The sequence below is a fragment of the Paenibacillus sp. J5C2022 genome, from assembly GCF_025567625.1.
Lineage (GTDB): Bacteria > Bacillota > Bacilli > Paenibacillales > Paenibacillaceae > Pristimantibacillus.
Genome location: NZ_JAOQJC010000041.1, coordinates 1 through 25,544, shown reverse-complemented (window position 1 = coordinate 25,544; position 25,544 = coordinate 1). Strand labels below are relative to the sequence as shown.

The following is a 25,544-nucleotide window of genomic DNA, read 5'->3' as shown; positions in this document are numbered from 1 at the left end:
CGTGTGATGAAAAAGCATATTTCTGGATTCGATATTCTGCTCGTGCTGTTCATGCTTGTGTTGTCGTTCGCCTTTGTCTATCCATTATTCCGCGTATTCCTGCTGTCGGTGAGCGATGCGGTTGAACTGGGCGGACAGGCTGTATGGTTCAAGTCCCATGGCTTTACACTGGAATCATACCATTATTTGCTCAAGGACCCGAGCATGATCCGCATGTACCTGAATTCCATATTTTACGCAGTAGCTTTCACATTGGTGGTGTTGACCTTTACGCCGATGATTGCCTATCCGCTCACGGTGGACGAATTCAAAGGCAAAAAAACATTGACGATTTACATGCTAATTACCGGCTATTTCAGTGGGGGAATCGTACCTTTGTATTTTGTTACCCGCAAAGTTCTGTATATGTACGACACGATTTTCCCGGTCATATTGATCGGAACGATGAGCTTCTTCAATATTATTATCTTCCGCTCATTCTTCCAGCAGATTCCTTCGGCAATCAAGGAGGCTGCCCGTATTGACGGCGCCGGCCATATGACATTGCTGTTCCGCATCATTATGCCTGTATCGAAGCCCTTGATTGCGACCTTCGTCCTGTTCTCGGCCATTGCGTCCTGGAACAATTACTTTATTCCTTATGTATTTCTGGATAATAAGGATTTGTGGCCCATCAACCTGCAATTGACGCGGCTGATCCAGAATGCCACCATTCAGGATGCGCATAGCATGATCTATTTGAAGGACTTCCAGCGCGTTACAACAAGGACGATTCAGTCAGCGGTCATCATAATCGTCATGCTGCCGATCTTGTGCATCTATCCGTTCCTGCAAAAATACTTTGCCAAAGGCATGACCCTGGGAGCGGTCAAGTCTTAGTCCAACTGTAATCGTACAAGAAGGGGGCGGCTGTACGCGGAGCCCGGTTGCTTGGCTACAATGGAACGATTGAATTCGACTGGAATTCCGAGGAAGCCAAAGTGCACATGCATAATGCCCCGCGGGTGGAAAGCTGCAAGGTCGGTTCCTCCCATATGTCGCATGGCGGCGGTGATGCCGCCTTGGCTGACAATTTCCTGCGCATGATGAAGGGAGAGGGTGCCTCGGGCACGTCGCTCGCTGATGGGCTGTTGAGTGCGCTGATGTGTGTGCGAGCCAAGCAATCGGCGGAAAGCCATACTTTTCAACCTATTTCCTGGACAACTGAGCAATTGCAAACCAAGTGAGAAAAAGAACATTTACAATTGCGGCCTTGGCGGGTACAGTCAGACCAATACCACAGCAGCCAAGGTGGCGTAGCCTGAATGGGGCATATGCCGCTAAGCGGTTTATGTATAGAAATATGACCAAGGGGAGGAAGTTTCAATGAACAAGGCAAGAAAATCAATGGCATGGATTGTATGCGTTTTCATGTTGGTGTCAGTCGTTGCTGCTTGCAGCAACAACGTGCCGGGCAATAATGGGGACGGTACCAACAAGCCGGGGACGCCGGCAACAGAAAATACGAAAGGGAATAATCAAGCGGAGGAGGATGCAGGGGTGCTATTGCCGTATACAGGCGACAAAATTGTGTATAAGGCATTCGGGGCTGACCTCAATATGTCCGAGGATGCGAACTCCCCGATCTTCCAGGCCTATCAGCAGAAGCTGGGCAATGTTTCATTCGAATGGGATATGTTGCCGTTCAGCGAGTATGACAACAAGATCAAGCTGTTCCTCAGCTCAGGCGATCTGCCAGACCTGATGTGGATGAGGGATTCGTTGAAAAACAGCCAGACCTATGGCGAGAGCGGCATGTTCCTCGATTTCGAGCTGTACAAGGATTATATGCCGAACCTGCAGGCGGCGATCAAGAAATACCCGGCAATCAACTACCTGCTTAATGACAAGGGACAGCGGTTCGCACTCCCGAACATTATGGGCACAGACTATGCCGGGGAAGGCTTCATGTACAACAAAACGTTGCTGGATCGGCTGAACATTGCCGTCCCTACGACGGTGGAAGAGTTCTACGATGCGATGCTGGCTATCAAGGCCAAGGAGCCGGAAGTCATTCCGTTTCTGACCGATGGCGGCGGCACGCCAGGAGCTGACTATACGTTGTATGCATTGGCGAATATGTTCGGTACGGGCAGCACGAATGGCTTCACGCCTTCAGGCGGGGATTTCAAATATGACAAGGCAAGCGGCAAATGGTCGTTCGTGCCTGTTGACGACCCCGCTTACAAGGATTTCCTGGCATTCACCAGCAATATGTATAACGACGGGCTGCTCGATCCGGCGATCGTATCGATGAGCAGCGACGCTGCCAAAGCCAAGCTGCAGCAGGGCAACTGGGCGTTCACGTACAACTATGTCAGTGTCATTGATGGCGCATATTGGCCTGTCATGCAAGGAAAGGAAGTGCCGATTGAAGTTGAGCCAATGATATCGCCGGCATACAACGGCAAGTCCAATTACTTCTTGACCGTTATTCATGACGGCGCGCCTTACTGGGGGTACTTCGCCAGTGCCAAGGTGAAAAATCCGGAGCTGCTTGCCGCGACACTTGACCAAATCTATGATCCGGAAATGATGGATTTGTACAATTGGGGCTTGGAAGGCGTCAGCTATACGAATGACAATGGCAAACGTAAATTTACGGATGAGGTGATAAGCGGGGAGTTCGATTTCAATACACAGCGATTTATGCTGCTCCGATATGTAACTATCGCCCCACCGTTGTACAGCAATGATTGGAGCCTGGCACAATTGCCGATTACAAAGAAGAATGCCCACTTCTTCTTGCAGGCGCTGGACGAAGGCAAAATGCAGCCGACCTTTACGTACCCGCTGCCGTCGATGACGACGGAGCAGACCGATGAGTTCGCCAAGATTATGACACCTATCCGTACTTATGTGAAGGAAAGCGAGCTGAAATTTTTGACGGGCAAAACGTCTGTTGCCGAGTGGGATTCATATATCGAGGAGATGAAACGCTTCGGCGATGTTTCCGAAGCCATTAGCTTATTGGATAACGGAGAGAACTTTGATCTGGGTGAACGTATGGTCACAAAGCCGGATGAAGTATATGGGGTGGAATAAGCCTTAATGGGATGATAACTCAATCAGAGGAGGAGATGAATTGAATATCATGAGACGTTGGTCTACTTATTGCCTGGCTATCGCATTGACAGCTGTGCTTGGCTTGGCGGTTCAGAACGGAACAGCAGCTGCAAGCGCGACTAGTATTGAAAGCGATACCTTGACGGTTACGCTCGATCCAAACTATCCTCAAGCCATTCATTACACCTTAAAGTCCGATGGCAGCACAATAGATGGCGCCGAGCTGTTAAGCAGCACAAATTATAAGATTGCAATTAACGATACGGAATATGTGCCGTCTGTTGTGTTGGCAAAAACGTCGCCCGCAGCAGGCGAATATGTCGTAACAGTGAGTGATGTGGACCTGGACGGCACAGGGCCGCTGCTGCCAAGGACCGTAACAATTATGTATACCTTTACGGTTGAAGGAACGACGCTTGTCAAACGGATCACGCAAGTGACGGGCGATGAGGCATTGGTCCCGTTGCGCATTCAGTTGCTTTATCCGATCATGGCTGTCAATGACGGTACGATGGCCGGTACAGGAGTAGCGGCTTCCAACATTGGCGGTTCCCAGTCACCGACATTAGGCTATACCTATAATCAGACCAGTGACTTTTACTGGGGCCTGCAAGAAATGTACGATGCCTACATTGTCTATAACTCCGACCTGTTCCGCGACAAGCACTATCTGGAGCAAGTCGCTTATGCCTTTGTTTATCATGATGGTGCGGTAGCGGCCGTACATACGCCAAGCGCGTTCGACAGGCCTTATACGATGCGGCTACGATATAACGCTGCTAATGCCAAGGTCGCAGAAATCTATGATGGCGTCTATCATCACCGGCTTGCTGACGGACATCGTCCGCAGCAGCAAACCTCGCTCACATCTGCAGCGGATGTCTGGTATGAGAGCCGGGTCTATATCGGGCAAGACAACAACGATAACGGTCAGGTTGATTGGCAGGACGGCGCATTGTGGATCAAGGAGCAGATCCCGCAGATGCCGCAGGAGCTGCGGCAGTTCTTCAATGGCGGCAACTGGCATCAGACGCATGGCGCTTTCCCTGGGCCGGGAGGACAATCCTCGACATTCAAAGGCTTCACGGCTGTGAACACTACGTTGGAACAATTGGCGGAGATTCAGCGCCAAACCTATCATATGACCGATGGCATCGGCAAACAGTCCTATGAATATGTCGGCTGGAACGGCAGAGGACATGACTACGGCTGGCCGAGCATTAACGAAATCTACTATAACCCCGCATTGGGCACTGATGGGAAGATGGCGGCCGTCAAGGCAGAGATGGAGGAATACGGCGGCGATCTCTCCTTTCACGTCAACATGACAGATATGACGACGAACAGCAACGCTTATATGCGCGGCAATACGGCAAGTCCGTATGGCAATGAAGAAATCCGTACAGACGGACTGCAATACGGTACGAATGTGTTCGGATGGGATGCCTACCAGATCAGCCATTATACCGATGTGAAGAACGGCTATCCGTTCAATAGGCAAGACGCTTTTGTCGATCGCTTCTGGGAGCCGTTCATTCTGTACCAGGATGTCATGATCGATTATCCGAAGGGCGATTATGGTGCTGCAGAGGAACGTTATGCCAAAAAACGCGAAATCGATCATTGGGCGGCACATGGCACGTATGCCGCAACCGAATATTATGATGCCGAGAAACGGCTGAATGGCGGGTTTATTTTCAAGGTGGAAAACAGGGCGCCTGCCGTCATCGACAGCTTCATCAATGCCGGGATGACAGTGTATCATGCGACACGGACATACCAGACGCAACCACAGGATTATCTGTGGGGTACGATCTATAGCGATTCGGAATGGACCGGGAACGTCAATGTCGGCTATGCGCAGAATAAGCAAGCCGTCGCCCTGACGAAGATGAGCTTCCTGCACAGCCTGCTTAACGGGTATGTGGCCCAGTTCGGCTTGCAAGAATATGTGGATAATGCCCAGCAGACGTACACGCGTTGGGGTGAGGATGTCATCTACGCCTATGACAAGGCAACCCATCAAGTTACCGTAACGGATGGCGATCTGATCATTGCCGAAGGCGACTATCGTTTCATTCCGGCGTATGACGGAACAGAGCGTATTTTCATATACGGTGTGGAGGCATCGGCAGGTAGAACGTGGAAGCTTCCGGCAAGCTGGAGCAGCTATAATTCGCTTGATCTGTATGAGCTTACACCTGACGGCAGAAGTTATGTGGAAACTGTTCCGGTTGTGAATGGGGAAGTAAGCTTGACTACGGCATCGCTGCGCGGGTATGTTCTCGTACCCCCGGGAGGCAACCATCCGGATATAGAGCGCAATCTTGCTCTGCATGCCGCCATTACCTCATCCTCCCATTCGGAAGATCGCTTCGACAATGTTAACAAATTGTACACCGGTATGGAATTCCGGACGATTCCAAGCTCAGAAGCGCCAGGCGGCGACTGGACAACGGTGCTTAAGGATATGACGCCGGCCATGATTGACGGGCAAGGGAATATAACGTATCAGGCGCTTGTGCTGGGGGCATTTACGGCAGATGGGGTGCAGAGCACTTATTGGACGCCGAATGTGGATCCGCTCAAAGGCGATATCGACATGGCAGATGGCGAGGCCTGGGTGGAATACAACTTGGGCGAATATACTGCGATTAACCAATTTGTCATTCAGGAGGCCGGGCTGGCAGGGGACAAAGTGACTTCCTTCCGCTTGGAATATTTCTCGGCGCCATGGGGCCAATTCCGGCCGCTTCATACCGGCACTGCCATCCCGTTGCATGTCATTCAGACAGATATGGTGTTTACGAACAAGATCAGGCTGGTCATTACAGGGGCAGAGTCCAACTCTCCCAAAATCGGCGAGTTCCAAGTCTATGGCGCCGCCCAGTACAAGCGGGATTATAATGACGGAAATGTTAGCGATCATACTATTGTTCATGGCGATGCGTTGTCCACGCTTGCGGCGGAAGAGGGGGCTGTTGCACTGTCAGGCGGGGAATTCCTCGTGGTTGATAGCAGCTCGCCGGTACTCGCTGACAGTGTGTATTCGTTCAAGATGAAACTGGAGGGCCAGGGCGGAGCTGGTGCTGTGATTCGTTATGCTTCGGAGGATTCGTATACGTGGATCGGTTTCCAGGCGGACGGCCTTGTGAGGCTGCGGGTATACAATGAAAATCTGGAAGAATGGGTGGAACGTTCCTTCCATATTAGCCCGTTGGAATCCGGGCAATGGTATCAGATAACGCTCCAGTACATTGACGCCAATGTGCTGGTCAGAGTGAACGGCCAAGATGTGTATTACGGTGAATTGACGCATCCGGGCAATGAGCAGCCGGTCGTGCCAGGCAAAGCTGGGTTCCTCGTCTGGGGTGGGGCAGAAGCGATGTTCGATCAGGCGGCGATCGCCATTCCGCTTCCGCAGCCTAATGCTGTGTCAGCAATTACCGCTACGGCCGGTCCAGGAGATGCAGAAGGCGCAACGGCTATTGCGACAACGGCCGGCACAGGCCATTCGATTGCCCTGAAGCTGTCTGCGCGCAGCTTGCCGGTGCCGAACATCGGTACTGCTGCGCCGAGTGGCAGCAGTGTAACGGCCCCTTACGTATCCGGGGCGGATATTAACGGCGTGAGCGCCGGAATGTACATTGGCGTGTACGAAGTGGACAGCAACGGCGATGTAGTGGCATTCAGGCTGCTTCAGCTGACGGCAGCAGATATTAAGGAGGAATCGTCGTCCGGCGGCACAGGCGGTACAGGCAGTACTGGCGGTACAGGCAGTACTGGTGGTACAGGCGGTACTGGTGGTACAGGCAGTACTGGCGGCATTGAGGAACAAGAAGCACAACAGGAAGAGGCCGGTGAAGCAGTAGAGGAAGAGCCGGCTGAAGAGACAGTGGCGTTCACAGATACTGCAGGCCATTGGGCGGAAGCGGCGATCCGTGCGGCGGCAGCACAAGGCATCGTCAGCGGCTACCCGGACGGTAGCTTCCGGCCTCAGCAACAGGTGACGCGTGCGCAGTTTGCGGTGATGTTGATGCGCGGCCTCCAATTGGAGGGGCGGGATGCAGCGGAACTGGCCTTTGACGATACAGGCAATATCGGGCAGTGGGCGCAGCAAGCGATCGCCCAGGCTGTCAAGGCGGGCATAATTACCGGCTACGGAGACAATACATTCCGCCCGGCAGCGGCCATTACGCGGGTGGAGATGGCCGTGATGGCGGCGCGGGCATTGCAATTGGCGCTGGATGAGACGAATGCGCAGGCAGAAGGTGTATTCACAGACGCATTGGATATTCCGGTATGGGGCAAAGCAGCGGTTGCCGCAGCCTGGGAAGCGGGCATTATCGAGGGTAAGCCGGACGGGCGCTTTGTGCCAGGCGGATTGGCAACCCGAGCGGAAGCATTGACCGTTATTCTGCGACTGTTGGATGTCGATAGAGAGGACGCCAATATCAACTAATTGAGGTGTAAAGAGATGGGGAGAGCGGGTACTGCGGTGCCACCAACTGTAAATGTATATTGTGTTGAACCGGAGCGTCATCCTGAATTCCATCGCCGGTTCGCACGGGCGATAACGCGGGGGGATCTGGGCAACCAGATCCAGTTTTCTTCCTTGCGGGCGATGGATATCGATAATAAGTCCGGAGAAATCAAGGATTTTAACAAAGAGCTGGACTTGTATACGAAGCACTACAAAATAGGCAATATTCTATGGCTGTTCTACAAGTTTCTGTACGCGCCGAACTTCAAGGCGTTCGTCGATGAGGTAAAGGCTCGCGGGCTGTACATCTTCGACATTTGGGGTTATGTGCCTGGCTCGATGCTTGATCGTTCGTCATGGGGCGAATACGAGGTGCCGGAGGAAGCGGCGGCTTATTTGCGGGAGACACTGGGCAATCACTTCCTTGGCTTCGACAACGGGGAGCAGGATGGGCGCTATATCGGAGGCTACACGTCGATGATCAGCCCGGTGCAAGGCGACAGGCGTAGCCATTACGCCCACTTTCAACGCCATTTTGAGCAATTGGGCAATCATTTTGACAATCAACTGGTAGCGGTCTGCTCGATGCACTTCTGCCATTATTTTGCCAAGGAAGGCAATACGATTATGATCGGGGCGGAGACAGCGCAGGCATTGCCGAATGCCAATGTGTGGTATGCGTACCTGCGCGGGGCGGGCAAGCAATACGGTCTGCTCTGGTTCGCCAATGCCTCGATCTGGAATCGGTTCGGGTATAAGGATTTTGAGCGGGAAGGGTTCGAGAATGGCTATGAGTTCGGCCCTGAATCAGGCTCAAGCCTCAGCTTGCTGCGACGGCTGATCTATGTGGAGTACATGTACAATTGTGATATTCTCGGACTCGAATGGGGCTTCACAATGCCGGATGAACTAGATCCTCCCGGGACGAAGCTGACCCCTGTCGGGCAAATTCATGCGGAGGCTGCGGAATATGTACGCGCCAATGGCTCTCCCGGCTCCATGTACACGCCGGTGGCCATCCTGATGGATTTTCATAACGGTTGGACGCCGCCGCGGCATCTGTATGCGCATGAGTATTATAAGGTGTGGGGCACCTTGCCTTATGAAGCTGGCGATTATCAGGTACACGCACTGTTCAGCATGCTGTATCCCGAGTATGAGAATGCCGGATTCTACCGCGACGAGCGCGGCTTCTTGACGGCGACGCCCCATGGCGAGCTGGCAGATGTGCTGTTCTCGGATGTGGAGGCGCCAGTGCTGGGCAGCTATCGTACAGTCATTGTAGCCGGCAAGCTGGTATTGGATGCGGAATTGATTGACAAGCTGGCGGGCTTTGCCGCGGCAGGCGGCCATGTCATCCTCTGTGCGGCTGCTCTGGCCGATGCCTCGCCCACAGCGGATTACGAAGCGAAGGCACTGGCCTTATGCGGCATTGATTCGCTGGGAGAGCTGCGCCGCAGTGGCGAGAACAGCGAGATTGTGCTGCAGGGACGCGCTATTGCCGAGCGCTCGTTCGATTACTACAGCGTGGTATGCGCGCCTGGTGCAGAAGCGGTCGCCAGAGTTGCAGACAGCGGCTTGCCGCTGATTGTCCAATCGTCCTATGGCTTGGGACAAGTAAGCTTCATCACATCGCCTTATGGGCTCAATGCCGAGAAGCTGGTGCCTTATACGCTGGAGGAACGCGAGGCGCGTTGCCTGATGGGACCTGACATTGTGACTATGCGGACCATCGGTGCCGCCGATAATATTGAGGAGCAGGATATCCCGCGCTTCTACCATTATTTGTCCGCAGTCGCGCAACACATTGCGGCCGCAATCGAACGGGAACGGATCGTGGAAGTGGATAATGCAAGCTTGCAATATATTGTCAATGGCCGTGCAGACGGTTCACTGTTGGTTGCGGTTGTGAATCATACTGCTGCTGTCCAGCGGTTCAGCTTCAGGACGAAGCGTGCCTTCAAGCTTGCGGAAGAACTTGCGCTGCCGCAGCTGCCGGACACATTGCCGGGCTATTATGCCCAACAGTTCGGGAATAGGGATCGTGAAGTGGAAGGCAGCGGCGACCAGTTGATTCATCCGGCGGATATTCGTTTGTTTAAGTTTGTTACAGAACAGGGGGGAGCCAAGACACACACGCTGGCATTTGCGCCTGAGCCGACTGCCGGGCACTTCCTGGCTGTGCGCCAGCCGGAATCGTTCAAGGCAGAGTTGCTGGCAAGGCCGACATTCAGCCATCATTTCCAAGGCGCCAAGCTGGATGCCGCCTATTTCCTGGAACGGGACATCACCTGGCTCCGAACAGAAGCGGCATATGTCAGGCGGCGCAAGGCAGATGTGATTGTCGACTTCACCAGTCTGCTCAATCATTATCCGCAATTCTCGCTGCTTGATAATCTGAAGGACAGGTATGCGGACAATATGGCGAGAATCGCCGCTGTGTTGGAGAAAGCAGCGCTCTATGGATGCAAGCATGCGCTCTTCATTCTGCACCGCAATGCGGAGAATCATATTATGGAGGAACAGGCAATTGCTGCAATGGGCGCTACCTTGCGGCACATTGCCAGTATGGCAGAGCAGCATGGCATAACTATATACTTGCAGAATGGAACTAAAGGCAGACTGTTAAAGTCAACAGCCGAAACAGCGGCGTTTATCTCCAGCCTGGGCATACCGAATCTGAAGCTTGCTTACAATATCGCGCATAGTCTCAGCATTGGCGAATCTATACCGGAAGTCTGGAAGCAGTATCGCGAGCAGATCAACGGACTCTTGCTCAGCGCTCCGGGCAGGGATGATTACTGTCAGTTCTATCATCAATACGGGCGGATAGGCACGTCTGCTTTTGCTGCTGAGATTCAGGCTTTTGTTGCTGCCACAGCGGGGAGAAGCTTTGACTTCATCTGCCAGGATGCAACCTATAGCAACTGGGATGAGGCGTATGCCGATCGCCGGCTGTTGGCCGCGGCTTTGGCTGAAGCTGCGATCGCTGGTACAGGCGCTGCTGCGGGGGCCGATTTCGCTGCTGAAGGGTAGGTGGCGGGCATGGAATAGAGTTGAAGTGAGAAGAACAACTGCATGATTGGCAATGTCATTAAGTTAAGTCCCAAAGTCAAAAATGAAGAAAAAGAGCTGGTTATAATAGATAACTAGCTCTTTTTAAGTGCAAACATATCACAATCAAATCAGGTTTATGGGTCAATTTTTGGATATCGGTTCGTTCCTCTTGGCTTGGAAGAAATATGATATAGTAGGCTTACTATCATCATTCAGCATATTTCACAGGGAGCGAACTCATGAACAAAAGCTGGTTTTACCGCATGCTTCTTTCCTATCTGCCCATCTTCTTCATGACGACTACCATGATTATCCTCCTGGCCTTCCTGGCGATGAACGAAATGAATCGTAACGCCATTATCAAGTCGAATGAAATATCCGCCAGACAGACCGCTGCCATCATTGACAATACGCTTCATGCCATCGAACGCTCCTTGATGAAGGAAATCGAGCATTCCGAGGAAATTTCCCGCTTTTTCGATCCGGCATATCGCTCGGACACCTATCTCTCGATATTCGGAGCTACTCAGATCATCGATAATATGATCGCAAGCGAATCGATTATCGATTCGATCTATTTCTATCGCAATGCCGACCGCGTCGCTCTGACGACGAAAGGCGTACTTCCGTATGAACAGTTCGGAGATAACGGCTTTCTCGCGCAAGTGCTGAATGAAGAGGTGCTCACCTACAATTGGACGGGGAACAGAAGCTTCCGCGAATTTCAGGGAGATGGCCAACCGAGGCAGGTGGTTAGCCTTGTCAGGAAGGTTCCGCTGCTGACCGGAGCGGACGGGTATATTGTGACGAACGTGAGCATGAAGTCTCTGCATCGATTAATTAAGGAGATGAGCTACCCTCAGTCCGGATTCATTCATGTGTACGACCGGAACGATCAATTACTCATTAGTTACTCCGAAGCGCAGAATCATGCAGGGGATGAGCGGCAGCCAAGCGCCGGCGGCAATGAATGGAGCGCCTTCCGATCGGACTATACCGGTTGGGACTTCCGCAGCGGAATCCGGACGGAGTCCTGGCTTAGCTGGATCTATTCATTCTCCTCCTTCTGGATCATGTTCGGCCTACTGACGGTAATCGCGGGCTTCATATGGATGATCGTGGCAACGAGACGCAACTATAAGCCGATTGAATCCATATTGGGACGCATTCACACCTTCTCGCAGATTAATATGAAGCTGTTGATGGATCGAGGCGAAGCCGATGAACTTAAGTTTATCGAGAGCTCCGTGGAGAATCTGATGGAACAAACGACCAAGTACCAGAGGCTGCATGAGGACGATTTGATATTCCGAAGACGATATTTCTTTCAAGAAGTGATGGAAGGCACGCGGCCTGTCTCCATTGCGGAATGGAAGTCGCAGGCGGAAGAGCTCGGACTGGAACATGGGTTTGTTCAAATGGCCGTATTTATTGTGGAGATCGACAACTATACCGAATTTTGCGAAGTCTACTCGAATAAAGACCAATATTTATTGAAATTTGTCATCAGCAGTGTGGCACAAGAGGTTGGCGTTCAACGGAATTGCCATGTGTGGAAGGAATGGATTGCGAACGATCAGCTCGCGGTACTTGTTCTATACGGACACGAAGCCAAGGATGACGATACGACAGATATCGGCAGGAAGTTGAAGCAGTGGGTGGATGACAATTTGAATTTCTCCATTACGATCGGTATCGGCTCCTGCGTGCGGCATATTGCCGATCTGCCGGAATCTTACGGAGAAGCGGCCGAGGTTCTTCGATTCAAGTCATCTCTGGGAAGCAATAAAGTACTGGGCTATGAAGAAGTCAACCGAAAGCCAAGAGGAGAAGCGTACGCCTGCTTGCGACTGATCGATTCGCTTGTTCAATCGTTCGGTTCGGGGAACCAGTGGGAGGACAAGTTCAACGAATGGTTTCAGGCGTTGGAAGACCGCATGTACTCATTCGAGGAAATCGCCAATCAAATGAACTATATGATGTACGGTTTCGAGCGGAAATTTCAACGTCTATCTTCCGAATATGCGGGGTTATGGAAGGAAGAAGCGCTGCCGACAATGGAGCGGGATGCCGGAAGGCTGGAGAGTATTCATCTGTTGAAGGAACAATTCCGAGATACGTTAGAGCGGCTTGCAGAGGGGATGGAAGGGCTGAAGGCGGAGCGTTCCAATTACCGGATGATCATGGAGGTCAAGCAGTATCTGGAACAGCACTTCGCCAATCCCGAGCTATCCTTGAATCTGGTCAGCGAACGCTTCGGTCTTCACCCTTCTTACTTGAGCCGAGTCTTTAAAGAGGAGATGGGCGAAAATTTCATCGATTGCTTGCTCCACATTCGAATGGAACATGCCCGAAGCCTGCTGGGAGACACTGAGCTGTCGGTTCAGAATGTGGCGAATCAAGTCGGCTATATGCGCTCCATCTCGTTCATTCGAGTATTTAAGAAGGTAAACGGCATGACGCCCGGCGATTTCCGCAAGGAAATCGGAACGGTAAACTAACAAAAACGGATAGCGTGTAAAAAACGGTTTATCTCATAGCAGCCGCGGGCGCAAACCATGATCATGGTCAGCGTACGCGGCTGTTGCGCCTTATGTGTCAAGTACGGTTTATCCGGTCAATTCATGGTTATTGCCTCGGCACTCGTTCTCCCTTACAGTGAATGTATCTTCCGAACACATCCCAACTTTACACGAGGTGAATCATGACATCCCAAAGCGTAACAAGAAGATTCAAGCAAAATATTCCGTTGTTCATCATGCTTGCTCCCGTCCTTCTGTTCTATATCGTCTTTCGCTATTTGCCTATGGCCGGACTCGTTATCGCATTCAAAAATTACAATTTTACGGACGGCATCCTGCACAGCCCATGGGTAGGCTTACAATACTTCGAATGGATATTCACCAATTCGCAGACGTTATCGATTATTCGCAATACCTTGACTCTGAGCCTGCTGACTGTCATCGTGAGCTTTCCCTTTCCCATTATGCTGGCCATTCTGCTCAATGAAGCGAGAAAGATGTGGTTCAAGCGGGCAGTACAGACACTGGTCTATCTGCCGCACTTCTTCTCCTGGGTTATTGTGGGAGGGATTGTCGTGACGATCTTCTCGCAGCAATCCGGCATGATCAATCATATGCTCGAGCGCTGGCTTGGCGAACCGTATCCTTTCCTGTATGACGAGACATCGTGGATCGCCATCTTCCTTGGTTCAGGCGTATGGAAGGAAGCGGGCTTCAGCGCCATTATTTATTTGGCCGCGCTAAGCACGATCGATTCCAGTCTGTATGAAGCGTCAAGTCTGGACGGGGCAGGGAAATTCAGACAAATATGGCATGTTACGCTGCCCGGCATTCGCTCGACGATCATCCTGCTGTTGATTCTGTCCATGGGCCAAGTCATGGAGGTTGGATTCGATAAAGTGTTCGTACTTCAGAACAACGCTGTAGCGAACGTATCAGAAGTTATCAGCACTTATATTTACAAGACCGGTCTGCAGTCGGGACAATTCAGCCTGGCGGCGGCGGTAGGGTTCTTCGAATCCATTGTAGGTCTGGTGCTGATCGTGACAGCCAATCGGATCGCTCGCCGCTTCGATCAACAACTATGGTAGGGAGGTGAAGAAGTTGAGAACGACTACTAGTGAGAAACTGTTTTACGCTGCCAATTATGCCGTGCTTACGGCCGCAGCGTTGTCTTGTTTGCTGCCTTTGCTTCATATTATTGCGCTGTCGCTCAGCGACTCGCAATCGATTATGTCGGGCTTCGTGAAGTTCTGGCCGGTGGGCGCAACGCTGGAGTCTTATATGCTGTTGCTGGACGGGACTCCTGTTGTAAGCGGGTTCAAGAACAGCTTAATCATCACGGTCGTCGGGGTTCTGCTCAGCATGTTGTTTACCGTTATGACGGCATACCCTTTATCCCGGACCTATTGCTACGCGCGAAGTCAAATTACGTTTATCATTGTATTCACCATGTTGTTTAACGGAGGTGTCATCCCGCTCTTCCTGGTGCTGAAATCACTTGGATTGATCAATACGTACGGTGCGATATGGCTGCCGGGGTTGGTCAGCACCTTTAATATGCTGGTGATGAGGACATTCTTTCAGAACATTCCCACTGAACTGGATGATGCGGCCCGAATGGATGGCTGCGGGGAATGGAGGCTGCTGCTGAGCATTTACTTATCGTTATCGAAGCCCGTACTGGCAACGTTGACGTTATTCTATGCGGTAGGATTCTGGAATGCCTTTATGAATGTATTGCTCTTCATTAACGACACGCATCTGCTGAATTTAACCGTGATTGTGCAGCAGATGGTGCAGAATCAATCGCTGCTTCAGGAGATGATCAGTCTTCAGCCTGAGGATGTTGCCGCAATAACGCCGGAAGGCATCAAGGCGGCAGGAATTATGATCATGATTGTGCCGATGCTTGTCGTATATCCTTTCCTGCAAAAATATTTCGTCAAAGGCGTACTGATCGGTTCGATTAAAGGTTAGGCATCCGTCCGACGGAATCGTACAGCTGCAGCAATGAAAGGGGGGATCAACAGGAAGGAGAGGCGAAAGAGTGAAAGAGATAGAAATGAATCGATGGGATTTAGATCATTGGGAGGTTGTAAACGTGCATAAAAACTGGAAAAAGACGATGGTTCTACTGTTGCTTGCAGCACTGGCTGCGATGAGCTTCCTGGCGGGTTGTTCGAACAACAGCTCGAATGGAAGCGAACCGAATGCCGAGGGAAGCAAGGAGGGGACTTCCAGCCAACAGGATGACCAGACGAAACATGAGATTTCAGTGTCGATCTACGATCGCGGCAATGTTCCGGTTGAAGAAGGAACGATCGAAAATAATCGATGGACGAAATGGCTGGTTGAAAACAGCGGAGTCGATACGACATTTGTTGCCATTCCCCGGAACAATCCCGCTGAGAAGTTGAATACGCTGTTTGCTTCGGGCGCTGCGCCGGATTTGATCTTTGAATTTAACGCGGCTATCCGAAATCAATTATACAACCAGAAGCAACTTATGCCGCTGGACGACTTGATTGCGCAGCACAGTACGGAATACAAGGAATTTCTGGAGAAATATCCGATTATCAAAAAACTGACGACCAAGTCGGACGGGAAGATGTACGAATTCGGAAGAATTTCGGGTTTGAACCATAACGTTGTGTTGATGGTTCGTGCGGACTGGCTGGAAAATCTGAATTTGAAAGCGCCGCAAACGACCGAACAGTTTTTTGAAGTAGCGAAAGCGTTTACCGAAGACGATCCTGACCGGAACGGGAAAGATGATACATTCGGAATGGCGCTAAGCTTTGCCAGCGGCATGGTTGTGGATCAAATGTTCGGATCTTACCATGAGGCAAGCAGTGACTCCACATGGGTCATCGAGAACGGTAAACTGATTCGACAGTGGAACAGGATCAAGGCAGCGATGGCGTTTGAGAAAAGATTGTACGAGGCGGGTACAGTCGATAAAGATTTTGTCGCCGACAAAAATGGTGACAAGTCGAAGCAGGACTTTATAACAGGAAAGCTGGGCATGATCGGGATGGTCGGCGGAGCGGGGGCTGCCGGTCTGCAGGCGTATGAAACGCTTAAGCAAAACGATCCCGCTGCGAAGGTTATCATCATTCCGCTGCCCGAAAGCGAATTCGGCAGCTTTACTGCCAATGTGACGCCGCCTGTACAGACAACGGGAATTGTAAATGCTCGTGCGAAGGACCCTGTCGGTGTAATGAAATATGTGGATGCTTTGGTCAAGACGGATACGCAACATACACTCGCTTACGGCTTTGAAGGTACGCATTGGAATCAGGGAACGAACGGTTGCCCTGCGGTGATCGATGAAGCGAAGAATAAACAGGAACTGTCCTGGAACATGGATTTTACGATGTTGTCTTCCCCTGGTCTTGATGAATGCTCTTCTTTCAAGAATAAGCTGGATCCGAACGATCCGCTTGAACAAGAGTTTATCGGTTTGATTGAAGCAGCGGAGGAGGCGTATATTTCACCGGAACGTCCGATCCCGCTGTTTACGCATCAGGTTTATTTCCCGGCTATGCCAGAGGATATCGAGCTGATTCGAAAAAGTGCGGAGCCCAATATGTTCGGCAACATTTATACGAAAGCGGTAATCGGCGGTTCGAAGTACAGCGTCGATCAAGCGATGGAGGATATGCAAACCGCCTGGAAAGAAGCGGGAGGAGCCAAAGTGGACGAATGGTTCGACAACTGGTACCAGGAGAATAAGGAAACCGCCGTGTTGACCGAAGACATCTACGAATTGAACGAAGCGCTGAAACAGTAAGTAGCGGCAGGTGCAAAGGAAGCTCCGGATACATCGGGAGCTTCCTTCCTAACCTGTCCTATTCACAGATGAAGGGGCGAGGGGAATGGGTGCAATAGGGAAATCGCAAAATTGGGTATTCGTCATGTTGGCAACGATAACGGTTTTGTTTTGTTTCAATTCCTTTCAAGCATCGGCATTTTCGGATACGAGCAATATGAGCGATGAAGATTTCTTTGGCGTGTGGAATGCCGCTGAATCCGCTTGGACGACTGAAGGGAAAATCGATTACGCCTATAATGCAAGCTTATCAAGTGTAGAAAATTACGTAAAACAAGGAGATTACAACAACGCTGGAACAGCTTTATTGAACTACTTTGTCAATCGTACTTCAGTCGCAGTACAACCGTTCAGCAGCGAAAAAAGAAACAGCGACACTGCGAATCTGATACTGGACGATGTGTTCACCTCTGATGGAGAATTCTATCTGGACACCTTCATGGTGAATAACCAATATCAGACCATTGATTTATCGGTTACGAATGCGGTCGAGGAGGCAATGGATGAAAATAAACAAATTACTTTTATCCTGATGGGCAGAGAAAAAACAGGTTCTGCCGCAACTTTCTACAGCAGGGAGCAAAGCGGCAACAAGCCGCAATTGGAAGTGACGGCAGGGGGATCTACGATCACCTTGACGGCGGTCAAGGACACGTATATTCAACCGGAGACCTACGGCGATACGAATTACGGAACGAGTCAGCAACTGATTGTGAAGGATTCAGGTGCGCCTTTCGACAGTTTGACCCGCAGAACGTATATTCAGTTTGATTTAAGCAGTCTGACCGATCCTCCTTCCGGTGCGACTTTAAAGATATATGGCAGGAATGCCTCGCAAACGGGAAATATGGACATTATGGTTTACAGAATTGCGGATACAGCGTGGAATGAGACGGCGATGACCTGGAATACCACGTATGGGAATACGTTCTCTTGGCAAGGCGTAAGCGAAAGCACGGATTGGGCCCAGCCCTTAACGGGAGCGGCGGCATCATGGAAAAATATTATGTCGCGATTTCATTTCGCTTCGGTATTGGTTAATGAATACCAAGCGACAAGCGATGAGAGCTACGCAAGCAAATTAATCAGCCTTATGCTTGATTTCATTGTCGATCAAGGCAATTCGGACCCCGGTTATTATTCAAGGATCGATCCCGGTATTCGATCTGTTTTTTGGATAAGAGCCTACGATGCTTTGTTGGACAGTGCTTCAATCGATGCCGCGGCAAACACGGGTATTGTGAAATATATCTGGCAGATGGCGAACCATTTATATGACCCGGATAACTATGATACATTTTCCAATTTCGGAGTTTTGCAGGCGCGGGGACTTTACTTTCCAGCTGTCTATTTTCCCGAATTCAAAGATTCGGCCAACTGGCTGTCTACCGCGAATGCCAGATTTGACGGACTGATAAAGACATTAAATTATATTGATGGATCTTATACAGAGGATAATTCGCAGTATAACATAGTCACGATAAATACGATCATGGACAGTAAAAATATGGGGGATTTAAACAATCAAACGTTCGGAGAAACGTTCAACCTTGGTTTGGAACGAATGGGTCGTTACACCATGAATCTCTTGCTGCCGAATGGATACAACCCGCAGTATGGGGATGCGGATTATGTGAATAACAGACCGGTCGTGTTGGATATTGGCAATACTTACAACAATGAAGAGTTAATCTACTATGGCAGCAACGGGGCGAGCGGGACAGAGCCGGATTCGGCATCCCTATTTTATCCGGAATCCAAGGTAGCCGTTATGAGAACAGGGTGGACCGATGATGCGTTGTATATGCATGTGAACAATAATCATGGTGTGCATGCACATTCCGATCTTCTTAGCGTTATTGCATATGCATACGGTCAGCCGCTGTTAATCGATCCGGGCCGGTTCACCTATTCCACCGCTTCTCCTATCGTGCAATGGTTAAGACTTTCTCCGGAAGCGCATAACACGATCGAGATTAACGACAGCAACGGGAATGCAAGTTTGAAGAAACAAGTGGATGCGTGGGCAAGCAATGGGAACTATGATTTTTTCGAAGGAAACCATGAAGCTTATCCGGGATTTAATCATCAACGAAGCGTACTGTTCATCAATTCAAAGTATTGGATTGTTTCCGATTACATCACCTCCAATGCAGGTACAAATAAGTACGAACAGACATGGCATTTGCTGCCGGATGCCAATGTGACGTTAGACGGGACAACCAAGAGGGCCAAAAGCCAATTCGGGGGGAGCGCCAATATCCAAATCGTTCCTGCGGACCCTTCGTCCCTATCCGCATCGTTACGGGATGGCTACTATTCAGAGCGATATCAGAATGTATCTGACGCCCCATTCGTATCGTATGTTAAAAATGCAAGCGGCAACGTTACTTATGATACGGTGCTGTATCCTACCGAATCAGCGGATATTAACCGGAATGTACAAGTAATCCGGCTTTCTACGGGAGCTCCTGCCACAACGGCTACAGGGCTAAAGATCGAGCTGAACTCCGGCAATAATGGAGACATCGGCTATTATTATTTATCTCATGAGAAAAAACCGTCTGCGGCAAGAAGCTTCGATAGCTATCAATTTGATGGGAAAATGGCTTATGTAGAAACGACTCATACGGGAAGTATAAACAATGCATCGATTAATGCGGGAAAAACGTTGAAGCAAAACGGTACCCCTCTCATTGATTCTTCGCTGGAAATTTCCGATATGGGGGTCGTGTGGAACGGTTCGGCACTCGAAATTTCCGGAACGAATTTAAAACCGGATTCGGATAGGAATACTGCTGTTGCTCTATACGCGCCCTCGGTAACTTCTGTAAAACTGAATGGAACTGCTGTGCCTTTCTCGGTTGATGGCGACTATATTTATGCCGTTCGCCCGTCAAAAGTTACGTTCAACTCTAAAACCGACTATTCATCCGTACAAGGAGCGAATGGGTGGTCTTACCTGTCCTATGACGGCACGAACTATTCGGAGCTTGAATATGAAGCTTCATTGGCTCGTTGGGAACAGCCGGGCGGCGTGCACCCTTATGTAAGCGACAACTTACAGACAACCGGCTCTTCCAGGGATTCAGTAAGAAGATGGACGGCGCCGGAAGACGGTGTGATTCATATGAAAAGCAGTGTGAAAGGACATCCCAATTATACGTCCGGAGATGGAAGGAATGTGAGGATATCCAGGAACGGAACGACAAATGTATGGCCGAAATCGGGCTGGCAGTTTATAGCGGGCAACGACATGACGGGCTACGAAATCGATGAAACACTGGCAGTCAACGCCGGAGATACGATCGAGATGACGGTGAACAGCTTTAACACTGCGACGGCTGATCATCTCATATGGGAGACAGAGATTATTCTTCATCCTGGAGCTTCGCTGTTCTACGATGGGTTTGAGGACGGAGACAGCAATGGATGGATGCCTTTGAATGCTTCAAGATGGACAGTGGGGACCGATGAGGGTGACTATTCCTATTCTATAAATACGTCGAACTATTCCAATCAGAGCGGGAATAGGCTTGGCGAATATGCGTTAATAGACGGCTCTAATTATAACAACTTTACTATTAATCTTAAGGTGAGAATGGGTGACGATGTAACCGCAAATGCTGAAGCCGATTTTGCCGTCGTATTTCATTATCAAGATGCGGACAATTATTACTATTTGTTGATGAGTAACGATATGAACGGCACTCAGCTATTTAAAGTGAGAAGCGGCGAAAGGCAGCTCATTGCCGATTCGGACGGTCTTACCGATTGGATAACGGATAATGCATACCACAGCATTTCCATAGACCGGGACGATAGCGGCAACATCGTTGTCTATTTCGACAATCAAGCTGTCATGAGGGCGATCGATAAGGAGTTCGCCGGCGGTCAAATCGGAATCGGCTCGTATAACGACAGTGCCTATTTTGACGACATTGCAGTCATTAACGTGAAATAAGGAAGGATGGCGACCGCTAGATGAGTTCTATCCTATCAATTGATGGAATGAAGGTTGTCCCTACCGTTCCGGCATCCATGGCGGTCGTTGTCGAGCCGGGGACGATCGTGTGGAAGGGAGGACATACGACCGTACTGACCGATCCCGTGACATTGCAGGTGCAATCCGCAGGCACCCGAAGCTTCATGGACCATGCCTACCGGATGCGGGGAGAGGCGGAGAAGCTGCCGGCTTATTGGAACGGGGAGAGTATACGGGGCTCGGGAGGAGCTCCGTATCAACGAATGGCGCCAGGTAAGCTTGCCGTATACGACGAGAGCCGAACGACTCTCTATGAGGAATCGAGGGACTATGTGACGGACTGGTATTGGGGGACGATCAAGAGAAATCGGGAAGGTGCAATAGCCGATGACCAGCTGCTGTCCATCGATTATCAGGTCTTGTTATGCCGTTACGATGCAGTCGTCATCGGGCGGGACGGACTGCTTAGAATTGTCCGGGGAAGCGAGGAGGCGCCGGAATCGCGCGAGCTGCTGCTGCCGGACCCGCCTGATGTGCAAGACGGCTGTGTATTGGCTCATCTATTCATTGGATGGGGAGTCAATGCCATTCATGACGGGGACGCACATGCCCATGATCCGTCCGGTACCCTCGCGCCGATTCGGGTGCGCGGCAGATACAGGGATATGATTCCGCGAACCTATTACGTTCGATTGGAGCAGGCGGGAGAGCAGGTAACGGCGAATCGCTCAATTAGACCGGCAATGATCCGAATGGGGGCAACGGGTGAAGAATACGGAACCGGGATTGACCGGACACGGGAGACCCTTATATGGACGGAACCGCGAACGTTCGACCGGCATGAGCCCATCCCGCTCCTGACACAATCTGCTTATGATTTTCCCGTTGATTGGGGATTGTTGCTGGATTGGTCTCAAGCAGAGTGCGAGATCCCGGTTGATCGCGCGTTGGAAATATCGGTTACGGCATATCCGCATGCCATATTCGATATGCGTCAGGTGTCGAGCGAGCCGGAAGCTCTTGTCACTGTTCGAAATCCGGGAGCTGCGGCGCGATTGAAGGCCAAATTGACGGCAGGCGAAACGGTGCGCATCGCTTACTTCGGTGAAAGCACAACCAGATCGGGGCGCTGGCCTTATCTGGTCGCACGAAATCTCGAACGGATGTATCCGCAGGCAAGTGTCGTTACATCCAATGTTGCAGTAGGCGGAGAGTCGAGCCTTCGCGGCATCGAACGGCTGGAAAGCGACGTCTTAAAGGCAAATCCGGATTTTGTATTTATCGAGTATATGTTGAACGATGTATGCACCGGTGAATCCGATCGGGTAATGGAGTGCATGGATAAGATCGTAACACGCATACTTGCATTTGGAGCGGAATGTGCGATCGTGACGGTGAACGGCATGAATCCGCAGTTTCATTCATACGGTTCGGCGCGGTCTTTTCGAAGCTGTCACGATCGGCTCCTGGATTTGGCAGAGCGCTATGGCATTGGATTTGCAGGCGGCTATGCATATTTCGAGAGACTTCATGAGTTCGGGCTTTATTTCCTGACAGAATTGAAAGGGAATATGGTCAATCACCCTTGGGGGAATGTCGATCGGGGATGGGGCCGCTTTGACGACATTTTGGCCGGAGGAATTCAGCGATTATGGCATGACGGAACTGTTCGAAAGGAATGGACGGAATGAACATTATTTACATAAACACACATGATACCGGAACTTTTATTCAGCCGTACGGCGCTCCGGTAGCTTCGCCGAATTTAATGAGAGTTGCCGAAGAGAGCGTCGTGTTCCGCCATGCTTTCTGCGCGGCTCCCAGCTGCTCTCCCAGTCGCGCAGCTTTGCTTACCGGGATGGCTCCGCACACGTGCGGCATGCTTGGTTTATCGCACAGAGGGTTTCAGCTTCATGATTATGGGACTCACTTCGTACAGTTTTTGCAACGGCACGGGTATGAGACCATCCTGTGCGGATTTCAACATGAGGCTCCCGCTCCGGAGATGCTCGGTTATAACGTTGTGCGAAATCCGAATAAACCTGATGAAATAAGCGGAGAGGGCTTCAAAGCCTGGGATCTGGACAATGCCCGGATGGCGGTGGAAGAAATCGGGAAGTCAAGGGATAAGCCATTCTTTCTTTCATTCGGCATGATGAATACCCATCGTCCTTTTCCGGACATTGACGGTGCCGTTAACCCCGATTTTGTGTCGCCTCCGCATCCGGTATTCAATAATCGGCAAAACCGGGAGGATACGGCTGCGCTCATGATGTCGGTCGGCGTGGTCGACGAATGCGTCGGCATCGTATGGGAAGCGTTGCGGCAATCGGGCAAGGAAGACGATACGCTGTTGATTTTTACTACGGACCATGGCATACCGTTCCCGCGAATGAAATGTCATCTATACGATACGGGAATAGGAGTTGCCTTGATGATGAGAATGCCGGGGGGCAGATGGGGAGGCAAGGCTGTTGACGGTCTGGTTTCCCAGATTGATCTGTTCCCGACGATTTGCGAGTTGACCGGACTGGAGATGCCGAAGTGGCTGCAAGGAACGTCCATGCTGCCTTTAATTGAAGGCAGCTCGGAGGCGATTCGTACGGCCATTTACTCTGAGCAATCCTTTCATATCGCTTATGATCCGGCCCGCTGTATACGGACAGATCGGTATAAACTGATCCAATTTTTTGACGGACATGGCCGTATCGTTCATATCGGCGGCGACGGCGGGGCCACTGAGCGATTTGTTTCCGAACACGGGATTCTGGAGGAAGACCGGGCGGAAGAGATGTTGTTCGATTTGTTTCTGGATCCGGTAGAAAGAGTCAATCTGGTGCATGATGCGCGGTATCGCGATATTTACGCGGATTTGGCCGGACGTCTGGAAGCATGGATGAAAGGAACGAACGACCCGCTTCTGCATGGGCGCATCGAACCGTCGGATGCCGGCAAGCTTGATCCGCCGTGGAAGCTGAATCCGAATATACCATCTCAGTGAGGAATCTGAAGGAAGACAATATCTATACAATAGCGACATAGCTATCGGAGGGAGAAGCAGCATGACCGTATCGGTTATCCGGAAAGTGGCGGAATGCACCATGAATATGGATTTTAATGTGGACAAGAAAGGGGATTGGGACTGGGGAGCGGGTGTTGCGCTCTACGGTTTACGACGGGTATACGAAAAAACAGGGGACAAAAACGTCTATAATTTCATTAAACGTTTTGTGGATTATCATATGGAGCATTCCAAACTGGTCTATACGGTGAATACGACCGCTCCGTTGTTATCCGTAGTTTTGTTGTATAAAGAGACCGGCAACCCTAAGTATTTGGATTTCTGCGAGACATTTGCTGCCTGGATTATGCAAGATGCGCCGCGTACGGTAAACCGTGAATTGGAGCATACCGTTATCAACGCCGACTTCAGCAATGAAATCTGGGTGGATACGATCTTTATGGCCGGCGTATTCCTGGTCGAGCTGGGGTGTCTTACACAGAACGAACGCTACATCGAAGAGGGGATTTTCCAGGCGACGAGCCATATGGAGAAATTGCTGGATCCACAATCGAAGCTGCTTTATCACGGCTTCAGCTATCAGACACAGGACTATCTGAGCGGCTGTCTCTGGGGACGGGGGAACAGCTGGGCGGTTGTCAGTGTGGCCGAAATAGTCGAACTTCTCCGAACGTATCCAGGAACAGGGCTGGAAGCCCGGATCGATCGCTTATGCCGGCTGATTGCTATCCAGGTCGAAGGTATTGTGGCGGTACAAGCCGATAACGGTCTGTGGCATACGGTCATGAACGATTCTTCCAGTTATTGCGAGACTTCCGCCTCTGCCGGATTCGTGTACGGCATGCGCCAAGGTGTTCGTCTTGGCTATTTGCCCGACACGGTAAGCGCTGCGGTTATGAAAGGATACCATGCCGTCATCGAAAAAATATCCGCGCAGGGAGTTGTGACGGATACATCCATAGGTACTGGCATTCATAAGGACATAGAGAGTTATTATCATGTGCCGAAAGACGAAATCATGCCCTGGGGGCAAGGGCTTGCGCTGCTGATGTTAAGTGGAGGCTTGCCGGAATGATAAAAGTAGACATGAAAGTGATTGCAGTTGGGATCCAGAAAATATCGGCTTAAGGTGATTATTATATCAGCCAAAGCTATGTTATAATGAGTTATCAAGATTGATTACGGAGGGATAATGATGATCCCCAAAAAAATGGACCGACAAGCAGCGAGTGTGATAAAATCCATCCTTCAAAAACTCAATATAAATAACTCACGTGTATTGATTGACCTTGAAAAGCAAACTGTGGAAGCTCAAGACGATGATTACTCTGTCGATGATCTTTTGGAGGCGGCTGGTTCATTATCGCCTGAAAGAGGGAAAGAGCTTCTTGAAGAAGTTAACAGATCTCGTGAGGATTGTTTCTAGAGACTCTGACATGAGCTTCGGCCAAGACGAATTGGATATTCCACTTTTGAATATTGAACAAAATTGAGTGAAGCCGTCTCTCCTGCTATTAGTTGGAGAGACGGTTTTT

At 50.6% G+C, this 25,544-nt stretch carries 14 protein-coding genes; all 14 read left to right on the top strand.

The annotated features are described in order from the left end of the window. The first annotated feature begins 6 nt into the window (after positions 1–6). The 14 genes from M6D81_RS25230 to M6D81_RS25165 all read left to right on the top strand — a co-directional run bounded on the left by M6D81_RS25230 (position 7) and on the right by M6D81_RS25165 (position 25,435). Complete coding sequence (locus M6D81_RS25230; protein WP_262679940.1) at positions 7–879, top strand: carbohydrate ABC transporter permease; 873 nt, start codon at positions 7–9, stop codon at positions 877–879. Positions 880–926: 47 nt separating this feature from the next. Then, complete coding sequence (locus M6D81_RS25225) at positions 927–1,226, top strand: hypothetical protein (RefSeq protein ID WP_262679939.1); 300 nt, start codon at positions 927–929, stop codon at positions 1,224–1,226. Positions 1,227–1,365: 139 nt separating this feature from the next. Then, positions 1,366–3,084, top strand: coding sequence for an extracellular solute-binding protein (locus M6D81_RS25220; protein WP_262679938.1), 1,719 nt, complete (start codon positions 1,366–1,368; stop codon positions 3,082–3,084). 49 nt (positions 3,085–3,133) lie between these two features. Then, on the top strand, positions 3,134–7,567 hold the full coding sequence (locus M6D81_RS25215; protein ID WP_262679972.1) for an S-layer homology domain-containing protein: 4,434 nt from the start codon (positions 3,134–3,136) through the stop codon (positions 7,565–7,567). Between the two features lie 36 nt (positions 7,568–7,603). Beyond that, positions 7,604–10,624 (top strand): sugar phosphate isomerase/epimerase, encoded by a 3,021-nt coding sequence (locus tag M6D81_RS25210; protein WP_262679937.1) that lies wholly within the window; start codon positions 7,604–7,606, stop codon positions 10,622–10,624. 260 nt (positions 10,625–10,884) lie between these two features. Beyond that, complete coding sequence (locus M6D81_RS25205; protein ID WP_262679936.1) at positions 10,885–13,146, top strand: helix-turn-helix domain-containing protein; 2,262 nt, start codon at positions 10,885–10,887, stop codon at positions 13,144–13,146. Positions 13,147–13,349: 203 nt separating this feature from the next. Then, positions 13,350–14,258 carry an ABC transporter permease gene (locus M6D81_RS25200; RefSeq protein ID WP_262679935.1) on the top strand — a complete coding sequence of 303 codons (909 nt, stop codon included), beginning with the start codon at positions 13,350–13,352 and terminating at the stop codon, positions 14,256–14,258. Positions 14,259–14,271: 13 nt separating this feature from the next. After that, complete coding sequence (locus M6D81_RS25195) at positions 14,272–15,147, top strand: carbohydrate ABC transporter permease (protein ID WP_262679934.1); 876 nt, start codon at positions 14,272–14,274, stop codon at positions 15,145–15,147. A 124-nt stretch (positions 15,148–15,271) separates the two neighbouring features. Continuing rightward, complete coding sequence (locus M6D81_RS25190) at positions 15,272–16,963, top strand: extracellular solute-binding protein (RefSeq protein WP_262679933.1); 1,692 nt, start codon at positions 15,272–15,274, stop codon at positions 16,961–16,963. Between the two features lie 85 nt (positions 16,964–17,048). Further along, complete coding sequence (locus M6D81_RS25185; RefSeq protein WP_262679932.1) at positions 17,049–20,966, top strand: CBM96 family carbohydrate-binding protein; 3,918 nt, start codon at positions 17,049–17,051, stop codon at positions 20,964–20,966. A 20-nt stretch (positions 20,967–20,986) separates the two neighbouring features. Further along, a complete protein-coding gene (locus M6D81_RS25180) occupies positions 20,987–22,678 on the top strand; it encodes an SGNH/GDSL hydrolase family protein (RefSeq protein ID WP_262679931.1) in 1,692 nt (563 codons plus the stop codon). Then, positions 22,675–23,988, top strand: coding sequence for a sulfatase family protein (locus M6D81_RS25175; RefSeq protein ID WP_262679930.1), 1,314 nt, complete (start codon positions 22,675–22,677; stop codon positions 23,986–23,988). The genes M6D81_RS25180 and M6D81_RS25175 overlap by 4 nt, the downstream gene beginning before the upstream one ends. Positions 23,989–24,049: 61 nt before the next feature. Then, positions 24,050–25,084: a glycoside hydrolase family 88/105 protein gene (locus M6D81_RS25170; protein WP_262679929.1), complete on the top strand. Its 1,035-nt coding sequence runs from the start codon at positions 24,050–24,052 to the stop codon at positions 25,082–25,084. Positions 25,085–25,201: 117 nt separating this feature from the next. Then, positions 25,202–25,435: a hypothetical protein gene (locus M6D81_RS25165; protein ID WP_262679928.1), complete on the top strand. Its 234-nt coding sequence runs from the start codon at positions 25,202–25,204 to the stop codon at positions 25,433–25,435. Positions 25,436–25,544 lie beyond the last annotated feature (109 nt).

Coding starts and splice junctions, on each gene's coding strand:
- M6D81_RS25230 (WP_262679940.1), top strand. CDS start 7: ATGAAAAAGCATATTTCTGGATTCGATATTCTGCTCGTGCTGTTCATG.
- M6D81_RS25220 (WP_262679938.1), top strand. CDS start 1,366: ATGAACAAGGCAAGAAAATCAATGGCATGGATTGTATGCGTTTTCATG.
- M6D81_RS25215 (WP_262679972.1), top strand. CDS start 3,134: ATGAGACGTTGGTCTACTTATTGCCTGGCTATCGCATTGACAGCTGTG.
- M6D81_RS25205 (WP_262679936.1), top strand. CDS start 10,885: ATGAACAAAAGCTGGTTTTACCGCATGCTTCTTTCCTATCTGCCCATC.
- M6D81_RS25200 (WP_262679935.1), top strand. CDS start 13,350: ATGACATCCCAAAGCGTAACAAGAAGATTCAAGCAAAATATTCCGTTG.
- M6D81_RS25185 (WP_262679932.1), top strand. CDS start 17,049: ATGGGTGCAATAGGGAAATCGCAAAATTGGGTATTCGTCATGTTGGCA.
- M6D81_RS25180 (WP_262679931.1), top strand. CDS start 20,987: ATGAGTTCTATCCTATCAATTGATGGAATGAAGGTTGTCCCTACCGTT.
- M6D81_RS25175 (WP_262679930.1), top strand. CDS start 22,675: ATGAACATTATTTACATAAACACACATGATACCGGAACTTTTATTCAG.
- M6D81_RS25170 (WP_262679929.1), top strand. CDS start 24,050: ATGACCGTATCGGTTATCCGGAAAGTGGCGGAATGCACCATGAATATG.
- M6D81_RS25165 (WP_262679928.1), top strand. CDS start 25,202: ATGATGATCCCCAAAAAAATGGACCGACAAGCAGCGAGTGTGATAAAA.